Source organism: Acidimicrobiia bacterium (genome assembly GCA_016650365.1).
Classification (GTDB): Bacteria; Actinomycetota; Acidimicrobiia; order Spongiisociales; family JAENVV01; genus JAENVV01.
This window is the reverse complement of sequence record JAENVV010000227.1, coordinates 1-20402: the sequence shown is the minus strand read 5'-3', so window position 1 is coordinate 20402 and position 20402 is coordinate 1. Positions and strand designations below refer to the sequence as shown.

The window sequence follows — 20402 nt, the reverse complement described above, 5'->3', positions numbered from 1 at the left end:
TGTCATTGCCGTCGACGTCGTCAGCGCCGCACCCGGCGAAACGGTACTCATCCTCGACGAAGGTACCGGCGCCCGTCAGATCATGGAAGTGTCCAGCGGCCCCATCCGGGCGATGGTCGTCGGCATCATCGACCAGGTCGCCGTCGACCCGTCCTAGAGGCCACGGCATGATCAAGACCCATGGGCGACCGACGATTACTGAGCCATCGCTCGCCTCGTTCGGTGAACGGCGAGTTTTTGGGGTTCCCCGCCCGAAACACAATCCGATGCGTGAGGGTGGTGGCGGGTCGATTATCAACATCAGCTCAACCGTCGGGCTGGTGGGGTCGGTGAATGGGGCGCCTACTCCGCATCCAAAGTTGCGGTGACGAATCTGACCAGAGCGATGGCGCTTGATCACGCCGCGGATGGCATCCGTATCAACGCCATATGTCCTGGCGCGACGAATACGCCCATGCTCGGCTCCGGGCATCTCACCGTGGAAGCTCGCCAAGCGTCTTTGTCGAGGATCGTGTCGGCCATCCCCCAGGGACGAGCTGCTCAACCAGAGGAGATTGCTGGTCTGGCTCTCTTCCTGGCATCGGACGCCAGCCAACACATAACCGGAACCAACATACCGATTGAAGGTGGCTACACGATCCATTGATCGGCAGGTCGGTGTGGTCTTTGGTGCATGGTTGGCCGGTCAACGAAACAGAATGGCCATGGCCAAGGCAAGGATGACGAGGTTCCCTGTTGCAATGGCGATCGTTTGTATGCGGTGGCTGAGGCGTTTGCCTGCAAATGATCCGAGTCCGGCGAGCAGACTTTGCCAGGTGAGCGACGCGGAGAATGCCCCGGCTACGAAGAGGGAGCCTTCGGTGGGGGTCAGATCGTTGGCGATTCCGAGACCGATGATGACCGCGGCGAAGTACATCACCGTGGCCGGATTCACGATGGTGAAGGCCAGGAATCTGGCATAGGTGCCGGTCAAGCTGCGCCGTTGCGACGGCGGGATGGCAACCGGTTCAGCATTCTGGCGAAGGGTGCGAAGGCCTACGCCGGCGATCACGATGAGGACGATGGCGCTGACGATCCGCAACGGCTCATCCCAGGTATCGACCAGTCCGCTGAGCGCGGCGCCTCCGACCACGGCCAGACTGGCATAGATCAGATCGGCGGTGGCTGCGCCGGCACCAGCCACGAATGAACTTCGGAACCCCTGCCGGATTCCGGTCTGAAGAATGAGAATGGCAATGGCTCCGACCGGAATCGCAATCCCGAATCCTGCCACCACCCCCGTCATGAAGGCTTCCATAGCGACTGGCATGGTACGCCACGGGCAACCAGAACCCGCCGAACTCCGAACCTGTTTTCAATCGGCACGCCATTCGGTGACCGGTCACCGTGAAGGTTGGATCACCTGTATCGTGCCCGGCTTTCGGAGATCTTCAGTCGATTTCTCGAGATCGCGACGACCTAGGTGGACACTTCGGCTAGGGACCGGGCGAGAATATCGACGAATACGTCGACATGTTGGCGGGTGGTGACGAGGGGAGGGCGCAGCTTGAGGATGTGGGCATGTTCGCCATCCTTCCCGACCAGCGCGCCGTTCTCGCGCATGAGCTCGAGTAGCTCCCGGGTTTGGGCGGTGGCTGGTGCCTTGGTCTCCCGATCGGTGACGAGTTCGAGGCCCGCCAACAATCCCCTACCTCTCACGTCGCCGATGAGAGGTTGAGTCTCGGCAAGTTCTCTCAGCCGCTCGCGCAGGTAGTTGCCGGTGGTGCGAGAGTTTGTGATGAGGTCTTCTCGCTGTATGACATCGAGCACCGCCAGTCCTGCCGCACATGACACGGGGTTGCCCCCGAACGTCGAGAACAGGCGCACTTGTGCCTGGAACTCGTCAAGAATGGCCCGACTCGTAATCACCACCCCGAGCGGATGACCGTTTCCGACCGGTTTGCCGAGCGTGACGATGTCGGGTCGCATCCCGAGAAGTTCATGGCCCCACATAGCGCCCAGCCTTCCGAACCCCGACTGCACCTCGTCGGCTATTACGAGTCCTCCGGCGGCGTGGACAGTGGATGCGATGGCGCCGAGGAATCCATCTGGCACGTCAGGGATGCCGCTGGAACACATCGCCGAATCAACGATGAAGGCTGCCAGGTCAATCCCCCGGATGCGAAGTTGGTCGATGGCGTTTTCTGTGTCTGAAATCGCCTCGGCTGGCGTGGTGACGGCACGGCGGTAGTCGTCGGGAGCCGGGATCTCCTCGACGTGTCTGGCAGGTTCGAGTCCCTTGGCGGGTGTCATGTCGATGCCGGCCTGGGTGATGCCGTGATAGGCGTTGTGCATCACCAACAATCCGGCGTTCCCGGTCACCACCTGACTGATCTGCCAGGCAACGTCGTTGGCTTCTGAACCGGAGTTCACGAACAGACACACATCGAGATGATCGGCAACCGTGGCGGTCAGACGGTCGGCATACTCCACGGCGTTGTTGTAGAGGTAGCGGGTGTGGGTGTTGAGGGCCGCCAACTGGCGGGAAACGGCCTTGACGACGTGGGGATGGGAATGGCCGACGGTCGGAACATTGTTGTAGAAGTCGAGGTACTGGCGGCCGTCAGCTCCGTATAGCCAGACGCCCTTGCCACGCTCCAGGTGGAGAGTCTTCTTGTAGAAGTGTGGCGACCGCTCGCCCATCACTCTCTCACGATCGGCCCGTAACTGAATGCTGTCGATACTCCCATCGATCGGCATTGGAAACCGGAGGGCCCTTCGCAGGCCGATTCTCAGATCAGAAGCGGCGGAATTGACCCGTTCCAGCTGCGACCACATCTGCTCTTCGTGATCGAAATAGGCCGGGACATCGGGCCAAAGAGCTTTGCGGCCGGCCACGATGGCGCTCGTCATCGCCATGCGACCAAGAACGAGGTCAATCAGCACATCAACTTCATCTTCCTCGAGTGGAAGCACCGCGTCGTAGCCAACCGCCACATCAAACAAACCCTCGGGTGCGAGCGACGGGCGTCCGGTGAGGTCAATGGCGACAGCCAGTTCCATGATCAGCGGGGCGTAGACGATGTCGCCAAAGTCGATGATGCCCGCGATGTCAGTGGGGCGAGCCGGATCGATAACCAGGTTTCCGGTGTGGGCGTCCTGATGGACGACCTGATGACGCATGCGGGCGGTCCTGGGGAGCGTTTCTTCGCGCATCCTCTCGAGGATCCCCTCGACGGTGCGGCGGGGCCCGGGATCTGAAATATGCTTGGTGTATGCCAATAGTTTGGGCATGTGAGTCATGGCCCACGGATGCTCCTGGTCGGCGGCGGAATGAAAGAACCCTCGCAATGCCAGATCGAGTCTGGCGAGCATCGAACCGCTACTTCTGCGCATGGCAGGCGTGTCGAGTTCCCGATGGGTCCGGATCATGTCGCCTGCCACAAAGGACATAAGTCGGACGGTGTAGCCCGTGCCGTCGGCATCTTGGAGTACCGCGGTATCGCGGCCGTCGAGAGTCGGGAGGGCTCGGGGTACTGGCAAGCCCGGATCGCGCCGGGCGATGTGGTGAAGCGCCTTGATCTGGAGGTCGATCACCCCGGGATGTTCGTCCACATTGCACACCTTCAAGACATAGGTGCCTTCGGAGGTGTCGACCCGGGCATTCTGGTCGCGCTCGCTGTCGAGGCCGGTCAGTTGTCCGTTTAGCCCGTAGGATTCCAACAGCACTTCGGCGAGCAGATCGAGTGATAGTTCCGGCGGGTTGCGATCCATAAATTTCACGCGGCGACTCTTCTTTCGGTTCGCCAGGACGTTAGCCGCCTCGGTGGGCCCCGCTTTCCGCTTTTTCGACGGGACCGTACGCCTCAAGTCTCCCGCTGGCAGTCAAAACTTGGCCGACTGTTTTGGGGTCCGATCCAGGAAATATTTGACAGCGAGTCCGCCACGGACGGCTGGGCAGATTCGGAGCAACATCCGGGTTGAATATCGATAGCCAGGCATCTCGTGGTCGGCATGGAATGCGATGAGCTTCAACTGGACGGGGGTGAGTGAACCAAACGAGGGTGGGTTTCCTTCATACGCCCAACGACGACCAGTCCGGACACCACGGTAAGTACCGCTACTGCGCCGATGGCGGTTCTTGCGTTGGTGGCGTCGGCGACGATCCCGGTCAGGAACGCTCCAACGGCAAAACCTGCGTCACGCCATAACCTATAGGAGCCCACTGCCGACGCTCGCCAGCTCGGATGGGCCACATCTCCAACTGCCGCCAACAATGTGGGATACACGAGGGCGGTTCCGATTCCCAGGATCAGCCCTGTGATGATCCAGGCCCCGAACGACGAACCGATGGCGATACCGGCGATGGCGACTCCCTGTAATCCCATGCCTCCGGCGATCATCCACTTTCGCCCGTACCGGTCGCTCATCCCACCGGTGACTAGCTGTCCGAGTCCCCACACGGCTGGATACACTGCAGCCAGAATGCCGATCTGGGAAATCGATAGCCCGGCGCTGGCATAGAAAATAGGGAGTAGCCCCCAGGCCATTCCATCGTTCAGGTTGTTGACCAGGCCTGCTTGGCTGACCGCCGACAACGAACGGTCCCGGAAGCTGGTTTCGATGAACACGTCTCTGGTTGACATCTGCGAGTTGGCCGTGCCGGTGTGATTGGCGGCTTCGTGTTTGACGTGGGTGTGTGTTTCGCGGACTGCAAATACGGATAGACCCAAACCGAGTGCTGCGAACACCACGCCGAGGTAGAACGGCTCCGGGCGGAGGCCGGTGTTGGCGGCGATATAGCCGGTTGCCAAAGCTGCGGCGGACACCGCCAGGTAGCCGGCAGCTTCGTTGATGCCCATGGCCAGGCCTCGACGTTGAGGGCCGGCCAGGTCGATCTTCATGATCACCGTCGCCGACCACGACAGTCCCTGGTTCATACCGAGGAGAACGTTGGCGGCAATGACCCAACCCCAGGTTGGTGCCCACATCAACAGAAACGGGATGGGCAGGCCGATGAGCCATCCAGCGATCAGCACAGGTTTTCGCCCGAACCGATCTGACCAGGTTCCCGCAAAGAAGTTGGTGGCTGCCTTGACGAGACCGAACGCCACGATGAATGTTAGAGCCGTCGTGAATCCGCTCAAACCGAACTCCGACTTGGCCAGCAAGGGGAGCACGGTGCGCTCCTGGCCGAGCATCCCACCTACCAGGGCATTTACACCGACCAGCAGCGCAAACTGAGCCAGGTTGGCTCGTATTCCGAGTTGTACTCGTTTCATCGGTATCTGGCGATTTCCTCGGGTCCAGCTGTGGTGACGGCCAGAGTCTCGACCCCTGCCCTGGCAAGGAGGCTGGCGCCGGTCATCGCACGTTGGCCGTGACCGCAATGCACCACTGCGGGGGGTATTTCTTCGGCCGGCTTCAGGGTCAGAGCGCCGAGTTCTACATGCATGGCATCTTTGACATGGCCTGCTTCGTATTCGTTCTGCTGCCGGACGTCGAGGATCGGAACGGTGGGATCGATGTGCGCTGCGTCAACGATGTCGATTGAGTTCAGGGCGCGGTCTGCGGCGATCCACACGTCGAGGTCGATGCGGCCAGAGAGGTTTTCGAATCCAACGTTGAGGGCCTGGCGCACGAGTTCTCGTTCGTCCTGGGTGGCGTCGAGGACGAACACTACGGGTGTGTCTGCTTCGAGAACCCAGCCAAGCCAGGTTCCGAACTGGTCGCGGAGCTCGTTGGAGATTGACCCCGGGATGTACCCTTTCCCAAACTGGGCGATGGATCGGGCATCAACGACGGTTCCCCCGCCGGCGAGTACCTGGTCGAGGCTGTCGATGTCAAGCGGTTTGAGTGTCGGGAGCTCTACCCCATAGATAGCTGGACCGGCCTGGTTTACAGGACGGAGAGTTAGGAAGTAAGGAGGGAAGGTACCGAGTCCGCCGATCAGAGAGCTGACGAATTCGTCTTCACTGCTGGCCAGTAGAACCGGGTGATGGGGTCGCTCACTCCCAATGGTTCTTGCCCCGGTTTCGGTCGCCGGTCCTGCGGAACAGAATGAACCTGCTCCGTGTGTTGGGTGCAGCTCGACCTCATCGGGTAACTCGTCGAACAGTCGTCGTACCGATCGATAAGCGCTTCGGGCCAACGGGACTGTTAGGGCCGGCGATACAAGATCAGTCCGAGCCACTCCGCCTTCCATGAGTGTGCCGCCCGAAAACAGGGCAAGCGGTCGGTCTCCGTCGTTGAGGAGGTAGGCGACATGTTCGGGGGTGTGTCCCGGAGTTGCAATGACCGTTACCTGCAGGTCACCCACCGCCACATTCGTACCGTCCTCGACCGGCGTGTGGGGATACGCAAGATTGGCGGCGGCCGGGGCCAGTAAGTTGGCTCCTACGGCTATGAGTTCACGTGCCCCAGAGACAAAGTCGGCGTGGAGGTGAGTCTCAACCACATGCTTGATTTTGAGGCGACGCCGTTTGGCTGCTTCAAGGTACGGTCGGGGATCGCGTTCGGGATCGACTACCAGGCCGGACCCGTCGCCGAGGTCCACGAGATACGCAGTATTGCCGAGGCCCGGATCGGCAATGGGGGTGATTTGCAAGGTAACTCCGTTCAAGCGGTTGCTTGAACATAGCATAGTTCATTCAAGCATCTGCTTGAATGACAGTCATGATTGGATCTCGGCCTGCCAAAGATGCATTGTTCGACGGGTTCGCCCGGGTGGCAGCATCGTTGGGGTCGGGCCGGCGTCTTGAGATCGTTGATGTTTTGGCTCAGGCACCCCGGACGGTCGAAGATCTCGCGGCGGCCATTGGCCAGAGTGTGGCAAACACGTCGCATCATCTCCGGAGGATGGCGACCGATGGGCTCGTCGTTGGGGAACGTCAGGGACGCCAGGTCCAATATCGACTGGCGTCTCATCACGTGCGGGACCTTTGGCGAGCGGTGCAGGGGGTGGCTGCGGAACACCATGATGGTCTTGAAGAAAAGGTGGTGGCCTATCTGGGCGACCGGAACGAGATCATGGTCCTAGACAGGGAAGCTGCCCTTCAGCGGATGCAGGATCCCACCACCATCGTTATCGACGTCCGCCCCCTGGTCGAATACGAAGCGGGGCACCTCGCCGGCGCGGTCAATGTCCCCCCCGACCAGCTCGAAGTGTTGCTTTCGGGTCTTCCCGGTGGAGATGTCGTTGCTTACTGCCGTGGGCGTTATTGCTCATATGCCGACCAGGCGGTCCGATTGCTTGTGGCCGCCGGGCGTACGGCTTACCGAATGGACGACGGCTACCACGATTGGGAACGCCCGGCCGGATGACCTCCATTGCAGGGACCTCCGAAACCCCGGAGAATCGTCAGACGCCGAGGTGGTTCTTCTTGGCTTCGTCGTCTTGCCGGAGTTCGTCGGGGGTACCGGTCCAAACGATCTGACCGTGGGCACCCATGATGGCGATCCGATCGGCGAGTGATAGCGCCAACCCCAGATTCTGTTCCACGAGCAGAATCGATAGGTCGGAGCCCTTGATCTCAAGGAGGCGATCCCTGATGGCCCCGAGGACGATGGGGGCGAGGCCCTCGGATGGCTCGTCCATAAGTAGCAACGACGGGTTGGTCATAAGCGCCCGCCCGATGGCAAGCATCTGTTGTTCGCCGCCCGACAGATTGCGAGCAAAGCTGTTGGTACGTTCGGCCAGCCTTGGAAAAAAATCAAACACCCGCTCGAGGGTCCACGGCTCAGCGGAATGCCGGGGCGGGCGAGCAACTACATTCAAGTTTTCGACGACCGTCAGGCTGCCGAAGACGTGACGTCCCTGCGGCACGAGGCCGATGCCGAGTCGAGCGACCTCAAAACTTGCCTGGTTGGTGAGTTCCTTGTCATCAAATTTGATGCTTCCGGAGCGAATCTCCGGTGGCCGGATCCCGGCGATGGCACTGACCATGGTGGTCTTGCCCATGCCATTGCGACCGAGAACCGACAGAACTTCGCCCTCGCCGAGGTCGAGATCCAGGTTGTCGATGATGGAGGCGGTGCCGTATGAACAAGATAGACCCGCAATAGACAGCATCATCAACTCTTCAGGTAGACGTCTTGGACCTGCTCGTTGGAGCGGATCTCATCCGGGTCGCCCTCGGCGATCATCTTGCCAATGTCAAGCACCATGACCTGTTCGACCAGTTCGAGGGCGATCTCCATGTCATGCTCGATGAGTACGATCGTAAGATCGCGAGGTAGCCTTTCCACGAGTTCCTTCATGGTGCGACGTTCAGCCGCCGATAGTCCGGCGGCGGGCTCGTCGAGCAGAAGCACCTCGGGCTTGGTCGCCAGAGCCATGGCAATTTCAAGCTGCCTCTGCTGGCCATGTGACATCTCCGAAACGACCGTAAATCGTTCGTCGGAGATGTGCAGCTGGTCCAATGCCGATGTGATGCGGTCGTCGATCCAACCGCGGATCCGTAACGGCCTCCAGGAATGGAAGCGGGTCGCGCTCCGAGCCTGGGCAGCGATGGCCATGTTTTCTTCGACGGTGAGTGCCTGGAACAATTCGGTTATTTGATAGGTTCGGCCGAGGCCCCGTTGCGCCTTCCGGTTGGGATGGGCTCGCGAAGTGTCGGCACCAAAGAGGTGCACCCGACCGATTGTCGGGCGCACCTCTCCGGAGATGGTTTTGAACAGGGTGGTTTTTCCGGCCCCGTTCGGTCCGATAACGGCCCACCGACTCCCACGCTCGACGCGCAGGCTTACCCCATCGACAGCCGTCACGCCGCCGAAGCGGACCGTGACGTCGTCGACGTGAAGAATCGGTGAAGCCGTAGTCATCCGTTTAGCCTCCTGCGTTTCCCTGGAAGTCACGGGAATACACAGGCTGCTTCAGGTATTCATCAGCCGTCATCGGCCAGAACTGATCGATGTCTTCGAAGGTGTCGATCACCACATTCCAAACCCGGCCATCATCGCGTACGACGACCTGACGGATATAGATGTTATAGATCGGATTGCCGTAGTCGTCGAGCCTCGAAGGACCGAATGGCGTATCGAGCTCAAGTCCCTTCATGACATCGAGGGCTGCAGCCTTGTCCGACATGTCTCCGGACATGGCTTGGATGGTTTCGTCGATGTACTGAGCGGCCGTCCAGGTGGCGGCAGCGTAGTAGGACGGGATACGACCGGTCGCTGCGTCGAATAACGATACGAACGCCTGAGTCTCCGGGGCGTCCCTACCTTCCGCCCAGTGACCTGACGAGATCATTCCCTCAACCTGGTCCGAAGGGACATTGCGAATATTCGAGATATCAGCCGTGGCCTCACCGGCCAGGACCGGAATTTCATCCTTCAACCCGAAGTCAGACCAGTTCTGGAAGAAGTCCGAAACGCTCGCTCCGACTTCCAGGACAAACACCGCATCCGGCTTGAATCCGTCGAGCTGGGTTACGTAGGTGCCAAGGTCTGTCGAACCGAGTGGGTTCCACAGCTGCTCATTCGGGTCGATTGTTCCGCCGGCCGCGGTGAACACCTGCGTGAAGCCACCACACATTTCCCAGCCGAAGGCGTAATCGGTGCAGATTGATGCCGCACTGGTGTAGCCCTGATCGAAGGCCCACTGTCCAAGGACATGGGAGGTTTGGCTGGACGTCCAGCCACCAGCTCTGGTGAAGTTCGGATACAGGGTCCGTTGGGTCAGATCGTCTGCCGAACCGATGGGCGACATCATGATGACGTCCGGGTTGTCGGCGAGACGCTCCGCAAGGGCTGCCGTTACGTTGGCGAGCAGCTCTCCGACGATGATGTCGGCGCCATAATTGTCGACGAGCTCGTCGACCTTCTGAAGGGCGGTGTCAGGGTTGCCGGCCGTGTCTTCGACCCGGAATTCGACCGTACATCCGCCGATTTCCATCGGGTGGTTCGCCCAGTACAGCTCGAATCCGTCCTTGGCGTCGGTACCTGAGGCAGCCAGACCACCGGTTAGTGGTTGCAGCACGCCAATCCGGATCGGCTCGTCGCACACGAACTCGGACATCGTGGTGTCTGAGGTGCTGGCCGTGGTGTCGGGCGTGGTGTCGGGCGTGTCACCTGCTGGGGCGGTCGTAGGGGTGGTAGTGGGTTCGGCGGTCGTGTCATCACTGGCGCCCGGGTCCGTACATGCCGAAAGCAGCATGACAAACACGGCTAGCCAAGCTAGTAACCGTTTTGTATTTCTCATTCGTCCTCCTGGTTGCTCATTGTGTTGATTGAGGTTCTAAAGAAACTTCTCGTTGGCGTCGGTTCCATACGTCCGAGATGGCTCCCACCAGCCCGCGTCGAGCGAAGAGGACGACCACCACGAAGATCAGGCCCATTAGCGTCGGCCAGCGGTTGACATAGATACTGACGATGTTCTGGACGGCCACGATGATAAAGGCGCCGATCATCGGGCCGATCAATGTGCCGACGCCACCGAGGATTGCTTCCAATACGCCGATCGCAGAAGCCGACAGCACGACCGACGATGGACTGATGAATCCGTTGAGGTACACCAGCAAGATGCCTGCGATCGTGGCGAAAAATCCGGCGAGCATGAACACATATAGTTTCTGGGCAGTGGTGTTGTACCCGAGCATCCGCATGCGGGTTTCGCTTTCGCGCAGGCCCTTGAGGGACGTCCCGAAAGGTGACTTGACAATGACGCCGAGGAGCATCCAGCACACGACGACCACGATGAGTACGAGGTAGTAGTACTTCCAGTACGGATTGACGAGTTCAGGTCGGGGAATCCCGGTGAGCCCGTTTTCGGCACCCGTGACCTTGTACAGACGGATGGATAATCCCCATACGATCATGCCCTGGGCGAGGGTGATCATGATGAAGTAGACGTCATTCGACCGCATCGCCATAAGGCCAAAGAGCAGAGAAGCGAGCATCCCGGCGAGCAATCCGACGGCGATTTGGGCGGGGAATCCCGCCCCGACTTTTGAGGCCATATAGCCAACGCCGTAAGCAGCGGCCCCGGAAATGCCAGCCTGGCCGAGGGTGACGAGGCCCACATAGCCTGCCAAAAGGTCCACGCTTTGAGCGAACAGACCTCCGATGAGCGCCAGGCTGACGAGGCCGACCATGTACTTTGGGAAGAGGTACGGTGCGGCCACTCCGAGCCCGAGCCCGATTGCGGCGAGCGCCAACAGCGTCCGTGTTTTCAGTGAGATCCGTCGGATCATGAGAGTTTCCCCAACAAACCCTGCGGGCGAACCATGAGGATGATCGCCATCGGAGCAAACAGCGTGAAAAAGGACAGTTCGGGGACCAGGGCTTTGCCGAACGAATCGATTAGCCCAACGATGATCACACCGAGCATGGCCCCTTTCAGACTGCCCAACCCACCGATGATGACGACCGCCAACGCAAAGAGGAGAATCTCGAAATCTTGCCCGGGCAGCAGGGTCAGAAACGCCCCTCCGATGACGCCGGCGAAACCGGCCAGGAAGGCTCCGAACATGAAAGCTCCGGTGAAAACCGCCTTGATGTTCACACCGAGCGCGGCCACCATCTCCCGGTCGTCGACGCCGGCCCGCACCATCGCGCCCCAACGAGTTTTCTTCTCGATCCAGAACAATAAGACGCCCATGAGGATGGCGCAGGCGATAACGAACAATCGGTAGCGGGGATAGGCGAAGTCACCAACCCGGAGTGCCCCATTGAGCCAGGAGGGCTTGGGGATGGGCGTGGGGTCGCCACCCCAGATGGCCAGGGCCAGGTCGCCGAGGATGAAGGTGAGACCGATGGTGAGCAGTACTTCGGGCTGGGCCATACCCCGGATCGGTCGGAGAAGGACCCTCTCCGTGAAGAGACCGAGCAGCATGATGGCCAACGCCGACACGAGGATCGCCAGCCAGAAGCTCCCCGTGGCCCGTACCGTCGTGATGCCGACGTAGCCGCCGACCAGATAGAAGCCGCCATGGGCGAGATTGGTGATCCGCATGAGCCCGAAAATGAGCGTGAAGCCGCTGGCAAGGAAAAAAAGGACCGCCCCGAAGCTGAGTCCGTTCAAGATCTGCGAAAAGAACGCCTCGAGGGTCATCTGAGTCAGAATCCACCAGATGAGAAGGGTGAACGAGATGATACTTATGGCGATTGTCCGGTTGCGCTTTACCCTGGATTCGGCCGCGAAGGCGTCCATCGGGTCAAACTCAACTTCAGCGCCGATGTCTGTCACTCGCCCCCTCCAACGGTTGGTCGCACTTTGCACGATATAGGATCTGACCGGTGGGTGGGTCCAAAACGCCACAGAGATTGTGGTAGATCCGTGTCACGCCAGTTCGGTGAGGGCCTGTTTCGGGTCGGTTCGGTGCCACCAAATGTCGAGGTCCAGATCGTCTGCGATCACCCCGGCAGCGTTATATCCGGGTTGTCCATGGAAACTTCCGCCGGGATGCTGGGACGGTCCGCAGAGGTACAGGCCGTCGATAGGTGTGCGGTAGCCGGGCATAGCCGGCGTTGGTCGATTGAACAGCCAGTTGTCCGGATGAAAACTGCCGTGATGCCGATCGCCGCCCCGCATCGAGATGACTCTCGCCTCGGTCGCATCCGGAGAGTGGGTAGTCAACGCCAGCGTGACATCGTCGAGGTTGGGCGCATATTTTCGGTAGGTCGTAGCGATGGCGGTGAGGCGATCCTGGATTGCAGCGCTACCCCACTTGCCGCGCATGGGCGGGCCGGGGACGAAGTGCCAGCCGAACGTCGTGTGGTGGCTGGCTGGTGCCTGGCTGGGATCGTGTACGGTGGGAATCGAGACGTGAATTGGCCCGTCTGGCGTGTTCTCTTCCGCCCGAATGGCCATCATGTGCGCGACGAGATCGTCAGATGACTCGTAGCCGAGGGCCAGATTGAGCGCATGTGGCATGTTCGGATGTAGCTTTTCGGCCTTGAACACCGGTCGATCAGACATTGCCCAGTGCACACCGAAGAGAGCTTCTTCGAGCCATCGGTAGCCGGCAAGGTCGGCCCGAAGCGATGGGTCGAGGTGCTCGCCGCCTACCAGTTCGAGCATGGTGATGGGAGCGGGGGTAGCGCTGGCCACGAACTTCCTGGCCTTGACCGACCGACCGTCGATCAGCGTAACCCCGGTCGCCCGTCCGTTGGACACGTCGATGGACCCGACTCTGGCGTCGGTTACCACGGTCACGCCGGCGTCGATGGCGGCGGCCGCAATCGCCCTGGCAACTTCGAACGTGCCGCCTTCGATGAGTCTTCCGCCCTGGCTGTTGGACAAGGCCAGAGCCACGATGGATCCGATGCCGGGAACGTCGAGGTTGGGGACGTACCCCCGCACAGAGACGTTGAAAAGGATGAGCGATCGCAGCGGTTCGAACTCGAAGCACTCCCGGACGAGGTCGAGGGGAGACAGGGCGTCGAGTTCCATCCAGCGTCGGCCCAGTTTCGACTTGGACAGAACCGCGTATTGCTGATCTGGGTCGAGAGGGGGACCGAACCGCATTGGCGTATCGACGCGGGCGGTCAGTTCGGTGAACTCTTGGTAGAGACGTTCATACACCTCGGCATCTTTTTTGGAGAATTCGGCGATCGATGCGACGGAACGCCCGGTCTCGTTGTAGGTCAGGAGCGCCTGGTCACCGCCGTCGAAGGGAACGGCGTTTTGGACTGGAGGAAATATCGAGCGTGCACCGTATCGGTCGAGGTCAAGATCGCGCCATACCGCGTAGTCCGGTGTCCAACGAACGAAGTAGGCGTGCAGATTGTGTTTGAAGAGTGGGAGCGTGGCGTACTCGGTGGTCGTGCCCCCGCCGATGCGGGAGGCCGCTTCGAGGACGACGATCTTTTGCCCTGCCTTGGCCAGGTAGGCGGCCGAGACGAGGGCGTTGTGGCCGCCCCCCACAAAAACCCCGTCCACGTCGGCGGGCAGTCGGATGTCGGTGATTTCGTGGGTCATGTCAGGCTCCAATCGAGTGCTCCGCGTCCGACGAGCTCGCCGGCGCGGAGCAGGTCGTGGAGCTCGGGAAGGGCTCCGGGTCCGCGTACTTCGCTGATGATCGGTTTGATACTTCCGTCTGCCACCAGGCGAGCAGCCTCGGCAACCTGGGATTTCCAGCTGTATCGGCTTCCGAAGATGGACAGTTCCCTGAACACCGTTTCTCTGGCTTCGATTGGTACGGGCCGGTTCGGGAAGGTCGCCAGCATGACCAAACGGCCACCCATCGCCAAGTGGTCGATTGCCCAGCGGGCGGTAGCTGCGGTCCCAACGAGATCGACGACAACCGTCGGCGGGCCGTCATCGAACAGGTTGCTGACGGTGCTGAGGTTCGAGGCATCGACCGGGCGAGCGCCGAGACTCTCGATCTCATCAAACTTGGCGAGATCCAACCCGGCGACGGTAGCTCCCCGTAATCGGGCTACCTGGATCATATGGATTCCGACCCCACCGCCTGCTCCGAAGACCGCCACCCGGTCGCCTGGCCCAATGCCCGCGCGTTCGGCGACGTGAACCGGAGTAGCGACCGCGTCGGGGACGACCGTCGCGGCGACCGGATCGAGTGTTTCGGGCACGACGATGACGTTGCCGCCGGGTAGGGCGACTTTGGGGGCGTATCCACCGTCGCGATGGACGCCGACAAACCCACCCAGGTTCGAGCATTGCGGGTCACGTCCTGCCAGACATGACGCGCAGGTGCCGCACGTCAGATAGAAGTAGGCAACCACGCGTTTTCCGACCAAGCTGGAATCGGCACGGGGTCCGGCGTCGACGACCCTGCCGACCAGTTCGTGACCGGGAATCCGCGGGAGTAAGTCCGGCGAATTGTCAAGGTCACCGTTGATGCAGTTGAGGACGGTGAGCCCGACGCCGCAGGCCTCGACGTCGATGAGTACCTCGCCAGGACCGGCAACCGGATCAGGCAGGTCTCCCCACACGGGTTCGGATCCCCACCGTTCGACTCGGTATCCGTGCAATGTCATCCCCTCGGGTCGCTGACCGGGTTCGATCCTATATCGTGCAGAGCCGCCTAACCGGTGTTGGGAGCTTTTGATTCGGTGCTCGAAAAGTCGAGTGTGCATCCAACCTCGATAGTGCAACTCGTAAGCTCACTCGTTCGCGGGATCCGGGTCCGTTCGCAAACGAGTGTGCATCCAACCTCGATAGTGCAACTCGTAAGCACACTCGTTCAAGGGGAGGGGTTAGTCGGGATCTCCTTGGCTGCGATGTAGTCGATCTCGATCTTCCACTCCGGCCGCGCCAATCCGGAGATGTACATGAGCGTCGATGCAGGGCGATGATCCCCCAACGCCGCGTCGCGGACGGCCATCGCATCGGGAGCATCCGCCCGGTCGATGAGAAGCATGTTCAATTGGACGATGTCGCTGATGGCCATATCGGCATCGGCGAGCACCGCCCGGATGTTGTCCCAAACCAGCTCCGCCTGGCCGCTGATATCGACAGGAGTCGACCCGTCTGTGGCGACTCCCGTCTGTCCGGCCCCAAACAACCAGCGCGCCGGTCCCGAGAACTCGACCCCATGGGCGTACGTGGCGAAGGGTCCGGCGATCTGGGGCGGGTTGATCCGGCGCACGATCAAACCCGGTGGTCGGCTATCAGTACCGACCGGCCGGTGGCGGCGCTTTCGACGGCCGCGGCCATGACGGTGACGGCCGCCAGTCCTACCTCGCCGTCGGTCTCGACGTCGATCTCACCACGGATCGCCTGGGCAAAGGCGGCCATCTGGTCGGCGACCGGGTCGTTCGGCTCGAGCTCAACTGCCTGGCGGGCTGGATCGGCGATGCCCTGTTTGAAAAGCATTCGACCGTCCCCTTCCATGTAGGCCGCCCCCCCGGTGCCATACACGGCAGACTTTGACATTACGGGGGTGAAGAACGAGGTGACCAACGTTCCCAGCGCGCCGGACTCGAACTCGAGCGCCAGCACGGTGGTCTCGTCGATCGGTTTGGAACGCCCTGACCTGGTGTAGGCCGAGACGGCCTTGATTGGACCGGCGAAGTACTGCATGGTGTCGATTTTGTGAATCCCCAGCGAGGTCATCCCTCCCAGAGGACTCTGGTCCGGGTTCCAGCGCCATGCCTCATCGGGCATCTTGTGGCCGTTCGGGACGGACTGGTGGGTTTCAATCATCTCGATATCACCGAGTTCGCCGGCCTCGATCATCGCCTTGATCATCCGGTTGGCGGTCATCCGCCTGCGCTGATGACCAGTCTGCAACAGTACGCCGCCCGCCCGGGCTGCTTCGATAGCCGCCCGCCCATCGGCCGGAGTCAGGGTCAGCGGCTTTTCGATGAAGACATGCTTGCCGGCTGCGGCGGCAGCCTGGATGAGGGACAGATGGCTCTGATGGGACGTGGCGATGATGACCCCATCGATGCTGTCGTCGCTGAGAATCGATTCCAACGAATCCGCCGCCGCGAAGCCGTGGGCCTCGGCGAATGCCTGGCGGGTTTCGGCGGTGCGGGCGAAACAAGTGACGACCTCGCCTTCGCCGCTTTTAGCCACCGCATCGGCCAGAACGCCGCCCCACCAGCCGAGACCTATGCTTGCCAATCGCACTTTTTCAGACACTAATCGCTCCTTTGGAACCCGCGTACAACCCTGATCATATATCTTGTCATATTGACACGGTCAGAAGGGGTAGGCGTGGAACAGACCATTAAAGGTGGAGTTGTGGTCGGTGCGGATGGCCAATCCATGGCCGACGTGGCGATTCGTGACGGACTCATCGTCGCAGTTGGCCCCAACCTCGCCGGGGTTGGAGAGGTCATCGACGCAGAGGGTTTGCTGGTCATGCCAGGCATGGTTGACACCCACGTTCACCTCATGGATCCGGGCCCGACGGAGCGTGAAGACTTCCCGACCGGGACCCGGGCGGCCGCCGCCAGGGGTGTCACGACGATCATCGAGCACACCCATGCGCACCCGATCCGGTCGGCTTCCGACCTTCATGACAAGGTGGCATACCTGAAGGGCCGGTCCAACGTCGATTTTGCGTTGGCAGCCCATACGTGGCCGGACCGCATCGACGAGTTGGGGTCCATTTGGGAGGCCGGGGTGGCGTTTTTCAAGATGTTTACCTGCACCACACACGGCGTACCGGCACTTGACGGGGCTCACCTCCTGGCGGCTCTCGCCGCCGTAGCCGTGGTCGGCGGGCGGTGCCTCATCCATTGTGAGGACGAATCGATTACCGCCGAGGCCGAGCGACTTCTGAAAGACGCCGGTCGTGATGATCCGGCGATCCTGTATGAATGGCGAAGTCGGGAAGCTGAGCTGGTGGCGGTTGCCGCAGCTTCGGTCCTCGCCGAAGCGACCGGAGCCAAGGCGACGTTCGCCCATGTTTCCAATCCGGGTGTTCTGGCCGTGATCGAAGCGGCTCAGAACCGGGGCGCCGATATTGCTGCCGAAGCCTGCCCGCAGTACATGACCTTGCATGAGAGCGAAGTCCTCGAGTACGGAGCGCTACGAAAGTTCACGCCTCCTGCCCGAATCCGCAACGACGGCGAACAACATGCCATGTGGGATCAGGTCCGCCAAGGCGGCTATTCGCACTTTTCGACCGATCATGCGCCGTCGACGCTGGCGCAGAAATCCGCCGGCGGTATCTGGGAGGCCCCGTTTGGCCTGCCAGGGATAGATACCACACTCGCTTTCCTGATCGACGCGGCGGCTCGGGGTGAGATCGCCATGTCGGATGTGGTTCGTTTGTACTCCACAGCTCCCGCCGATCGCTACGGTCTGGCGCCCCGCAAGGGCCGCCTAGCTCCAGGGTCCGACGCCGACGTGGTACTCGTGGATCCCGCCGGTTCGTGGACGGTTGCCGACGCGGACGTGATTTCCAAAGCGGGCTGGAGCCCCTATTCAGGGCGAACGTTTCGAGGCCGGGTCGTGGCCACGTACCTGGGCGGAGTCGAAGTCGGGAGAGACGGGATTGGCCAGGATGAGCGGCGCGGTAGCTTTCTAAACCCAAGGAGAATCGATGATCGTTGAAACCAGCACCGGACCGATAGGGATCGAACAGGTCGGGGAGGGCCCCGATCTGATCTTGCTGCATTCCCTCCTGACGGACCGCCATGTGTATGACCTGGTCGCCCCTCGTTTGGCCAGCCGATATCGGTTGACGCTCGTCGATCTTCCCGGGTACGGACCATCGGCTCCCGCCGAGCCCACCATGGATTCGTACGGAGACCGGATCGGAGGCTTGCTCGAGGCCGGCGATTATGATCCGGCCACGACGGCCATTCTCGGAAATGGTCTCGGCGGATTCGTAGCTCTGGCGACCGCAGTCCGCCACGGAGATCGTGTCAACAAACTCATCCTGGTGGGCTGTGGTTCATCCCTCCCACCGGCCGGAAAGCAGGCCTTCCCAATCATGATCGACAAAGTGGCCAACGGGGGCATGGAGGCAGTGGCTGACATGGCGGTCGGTCGAATCTTCTCTGCCGATTTCATGGCTGCCCATCCCGAAATGGTCGCCGAGCGGCGAGAGGTCCTCCTCAGGACGGATCCGAAAGCATTTCAGACCGCCTGCCAGGCGATCTACGACGTGAACTATGACCGGGAGGTCCCGGCAATCAGCAATCCGACCCTGCTGGTGATCGGAAGCGAGGACATGGCTACCCCGCCGTCTCTGAGTCGGGCTCTTCACGCCACGATCCCGAACTCGACGTACATCGAACTTGACGGTGTGGCCCACGGACCCCAACTCCAGGCGCCCGAGCGTTTCCTCGATGCCATCGAACCGTTTCTGGCTGCCTGATGACCGACGACTATCGCAGCGAATCAGTCAAGCGAGTCGAAGATCCCGCCTTGATTCGGGGGGAGGGCCGCTACATCGGCGACATGACCTTCGATGGCATGTTGCATGCGGCCTTTGTTCGGTCGCCAGAAAGTCACGGCAAGATTCTTGATATCGATCTCCTCGAAGCCTCCTCTGCGCCGGGAGTGGTCGCCATCTTCACCGCCGCAGACTTCGACATTCCGGGCTTTGCGGCCGGGGCTCCGGTTCCGGTCGATGGCATGCTTCGTCCGATGCTGGCCGGCGATCGGGTCCGCCATGTCGGCGAAGCCGTGGCGGTCGTTATCGCCGAGTCGGAGTTGCAGGCGGTCGACGCAGCTGAACTGGTCTGGGTTGACATCGATCCGCTCCCGGCGGTGATCGCTGTGGAGGACGCCCTGGCCGGCGAGACCCTGCTGTTTGAAGAGTTTGGCTCAAACGTCGCCCACCACTCGTACGAGGGCGATCGAAATGCCGGCTGGGATCATGAAGCTGAGATCACCATCACTGTTGACAATCAGCGACTGGCAGTCGTCCCCATCGAACCGCTGACGGCGCTTGCCGATCCTGGTGGTGCGCCGGATATCACTTTCTACGTGGGGCATCAGATGCCCCACGTCCTGAAACGTCAGATGCATTCTCTGCTCGGTCTGGACATCGAAGTGGTGGTACCCGACGTGGGAGGCGGGTTCGGTTTGAAGGGGCGTCCCTTCCCCGAATACCCGATCATCATCATGGCAGCCCATCGGCTCCAGCGGCCGGTCCGGTGGTTGCAGACCAGTCGCGAAGCCATGTCCTGTGGAACCCACGGTCGCGATATGACCCACACGATGCGCTTGGCCGGCGACCGGACCGGACGGATACGCCGCCTGCACATGGATGTCGTCGCCAACCTGGGTGCCTACCCTCACACCGGCGCCCAGGTGCCGTTCTACAGTCGGCTCACTGCCCAGGGAATGTACGACATCGAGGAGTTCTCGCGCGATCTGCGGTCGGTCGTCACGAATATGGCGGCTACCGCCCCCTACCGGGGGGCAGGTCGGCCGGAGGCCGCCTACGCGATCGAGCGGGCTATTGATGCCTACGCCGTTGAGATCGGCATGGACCCGGTTGAGGTCCGACGCATCAACTTCATCCAGGAGTTCCCGTACCGGGCCCGAACTGGGGCCCTCTACGACAGTGGTGATTATTCCGCAGTCCTGGACACCGCTATCGAACTGCTCGATCTGGAGAGGTATCGAGAAGAACGGTCCCGTCGGCTGGCCGAAGGCGGCCTACCGTTGGGGATCGGCTTCGGAGCGTTTGTCGAAAGAGCAGGCGGACCGATCGAGTCTGGCGAATACGCCAAGGTCGAGTTGCTTGCGGACGGAAGCCTGGTCGTGCGAACCGGCTCGACTCCCAACGGTCAGGGCCATCACACCGTGTGGGCGCAGGTGGCCAGTCAGGTATTCGATCTGGATCTCGATCAGATCCGGGTGATCACCGGTGACACGGTAGAAGTCGCTGACGGGTTCGGTTCGGTGGGTAGCCGGTCGGCCCAGGCAGGAGCCTCCGGCGTATGGCGAACCAGTCACGCCGTGTTCGACCAGGCCAAGAAGCGGGCCGCCTCGATGCTGGAAGCGTCGCCGGAGGATCTCATTATCGAACGAGGCGTGTTCC

General features: G+C 61.2%; 20 protein-coding genes. 7 read left to right on the top strand and 13 right to left on the bottom strand.

What is annotated here, in order from left to right; genetic code table 11:
• The 3 genes from JJE47_13470 to JJE47_13460 all read left to right on the top strand — a co-directional run.
• The coding region (locus tag JJE47_13470) for a hypothetical protein (GenBank protein MBK5268433.1) at window positions 1-157 on the top strand (157 nt) is incomplete at its 5' end.
• Window positions 158-167: 10 nt separating this feature from the next.
• Window positions 168-368 carry a hypothetical protein gene (locus tag JJE47_13465; protein ID MBK5268432.1) on the top strand — a complete coding sequence of 67 codons (201 nt, stop codon included), beginning with the start codon at window positions 168-170 and terminating at the stop codon, window positions 366-368.
• Complete coding sequence (locus JJE47_13460; GenBank protein MBK5268431.1) at window positions 365-646, top strand: SDR family oxidoreductase; 282 nt, start codon at window positions 365-367, stop codon at window positions 644-646. Before JJE47_13465 ends, JJE47_13460 begins: the two co-directional genes overlap by 4 nt.
• Window positions 647-685: 39 nt before the next feature.
• Here the strand turns inward: JJE47_13460 and JJE47_13455 are convergent, their stop codons facing one another.
• From JJE47_13455 to JJE47_13440, 4 genes are all read right to left on the bottom strand, one after another.
• Window positions 686-1297 (bottom strand): LysE family transporter, encoded by a 612-nt coding sequence (locus JJE47_13455; protein MBK5268430.1) that lies wholly within the window; start codon window positions 1295-1297, stop codon window positions 686-688.
• A gap of 161 nt (window positions 1298-1458) precedes the next feature.
• Window positions 1459-3762: an aminotransferase class III-fold pyridoxal phosphate-dependent enzyme gene (locus tag JJE47_13450; protein MBK5268429.1), complete on the bottom strand. Its 2304-nt coding sequence runs from the start codon at window positions 3760-3762 to the stop codon at window positions 1459-1461.
• A gap of 248 nt (window positions 3763-4010) precedes the next feature.
• A complete protein-coding gene (locus JJE47_13445; GenBank protein ID MBK5268428.1) occupies window positions 4011-5261 on the bottom strand; it encodes an MFS transporter in 1251 nt (416 codons plus the stop codon).
• Complete coding sequence (locus JJE47_13440) at window positions 5258-6586, bottom strand: MBL fold metallo-hydrolase (GenBank protein MBK5268427.1); 1329 nt, start codon at window positions 6584-6586, stop codon at window positions 5258-5260. The genes JJE47_13445 and JJE47_13440 overlap by 4 nt, the downstream gene beginning before the upstream one ends.
• A gap of 59 nt (window positions 6587-6645) precedes the next feature.
• On the opposite strand from JJE47_13440, the gene JJE47_13435 reads away from it, so the two are divergent.
• Entirely contained in the window at window positions 6646-7302 is a 657-nt protein-coding gene (locus tag JJE47_13435; GenBank protein MBK5268426.1) for a metalloregulator ArsR/SmtB family transcription factor, read from the top strand.
• A gap of 37 nt (window positions 7303-7339) precedes the next feature.
• Here JJE47_13435 and JJE47_13430 read toward each other — a convergent pair whose 3' ends face one another.
• The 9 genes from JJE47_13430 to JJE47_13390 all read right to left on the bottom strand — a co-directional run bounded on the left by JJE47_13430 (window position 7340) and on the right by JJE47_13390 (window position 16534).
• Complete coding sequence (locus JJE47_13430; GenBank protein MBK5268425.1) at window positions 7340-8050, bottom strand: ABC transporter ATP-binding protein; 711 nt, start codon at window positions 8048-8050, stop codon at window positions 7340-7342.
• Window positions 8051-8052: 2 nt separating this feature from the next.
• On the bottom strand, window positions 8053-8802 hold the full coding sequence (locus tag JJE47_13425; protein MBK5268424.1) for an ABC transporter ATP-binding protein: 750 nt from the start codon (window positions 8800-8802) through the stop codon (window positions 8053-8055).
• Between the two features lie 4 nt (window positions 8803-8806).
• Complete coding sequence (locus JJE47_13420; protein ID MBK5268423.1) at window positions 8807-10183, bottom strand: ABC transporter substrate-binding protein; 1377 nt, start codon at window positions 10181-10183, stop codon at window positions 8807-8809.
• Between the two features lie 16 nt (window positions 10184-10199).
• Window positions 10200-11174, bottom strand: a complete 975-nt coding sequence (locus JJE47_13415) for a branched-chain amino acid ABC transporter permease (GenBank protein MBK5268422.1) — start codon at window positions 11172-11174, stop codon at window positions 10200-10202.
• A complete protein-coding gene (locus tag JJE47_13410; GenBank protein MBK5268421.1) occupies window positions 11171-12034 on the bottom strand; it encodes a branched-chain amino acid ABC transporter permease in 864 nt (287 codons plus the stop codon). Before JJE47_13410 ends, JJE47_13415 begins: the two co-directional genes overlap by 4 nt.
• A gap of 228 nt (window positions 12035-12262) precedes the next feature.
• Window positions 12263-13903: an NAD(P)/FAD-dependent oxidoreductase gene (locus JJE47_13405; GenBank protein MBK5268420.1), complete on the bottom strand. Its 1641-nt coding sequence runs from the start codon at window positions 13901-13903 to the stop codon at window positions 12263-12265.
• Window positions 13900-14919 (bottom strand): alcohol dehydrogenase catalytic domain-containing protein, encoded by a 1020-nt coding sequence (locus JJE47_13400; GenBank protein ID MBK5268419.1) that lies wholly within the window; start codon window positions 14917-14919, stop codon window positions 13900-13902. The genes JJE47_13405 and JJE47_13400 overlap by 4 nt, the downstream gene beginning before the upstream one ends.
• A gap of 212 nt (window positions 14920-15131) precedes the next feature.
• Window positions 15132-15536 (bottom strand): RidA family protein, encoded by a 405-nt coding sequence (locus tag JJE47_13395; protein ID MBK5268418.1) that lies wholly within the window; start codon window positions 15534-15536, stop codon window positions 15132-15134.
• A gap of 2 nt (window positions 15537-15538) precedes the next feature.
• The gene (locus tag JJE47_13390) at window positions 15539-16534 is read right to left on the bottom strand and encodes a Gfo/Idh/MocA family oxidoreductase (protein ID MBK5268417.1); all 996 of its coding nucleotides are present in this window, start codon (window positions 16532-16534) and stop codon (window positions 15539-15541) included.
• Between the two features lie 75 nt (window positions 16535-16609).
• Here JJE47_13390 and JJE47_13385 point away from each other — a divergent pair, with 75 nt between their 5' ends.
• The 3 genes from JJE47_13385 to JJE47_13375 all read left to right on the top strand — a co-directional run.
• Window positions 16610-17956: a dihydroorotase family protein gene (locus JJE47_13385; protein ID MBK5268416.1), complete on the top strand. Its 1347-nt coding sequence runs from the start codon at window positions 16610-16612 to the stop codon at window positions 17954-17956.
• Entirely contained in the window at window positions 17946-18725 is a 780-nt protein-coding gene (locus JJE47_13380; protein ID MBK5268415.1) for an alpha/beta fold hydrolase, read from the top strand. The genes JJE47_13385 and JJE47_13380 overlap by 11 nt, the downstream gene beginning before the upstream one ends.
• Window positions 18725-20402 (top strand): xanthine dehydrogenase family protein molybdopterin-binding subunit (locus tag JJE47_13375; protein ID MBK5268414.1); only part of this gene is annotated, 1678 nt, incomplete at its 3' end. The genes JJE47_13380 and JJE47_13375, both read left to right, overlap by 1 nt.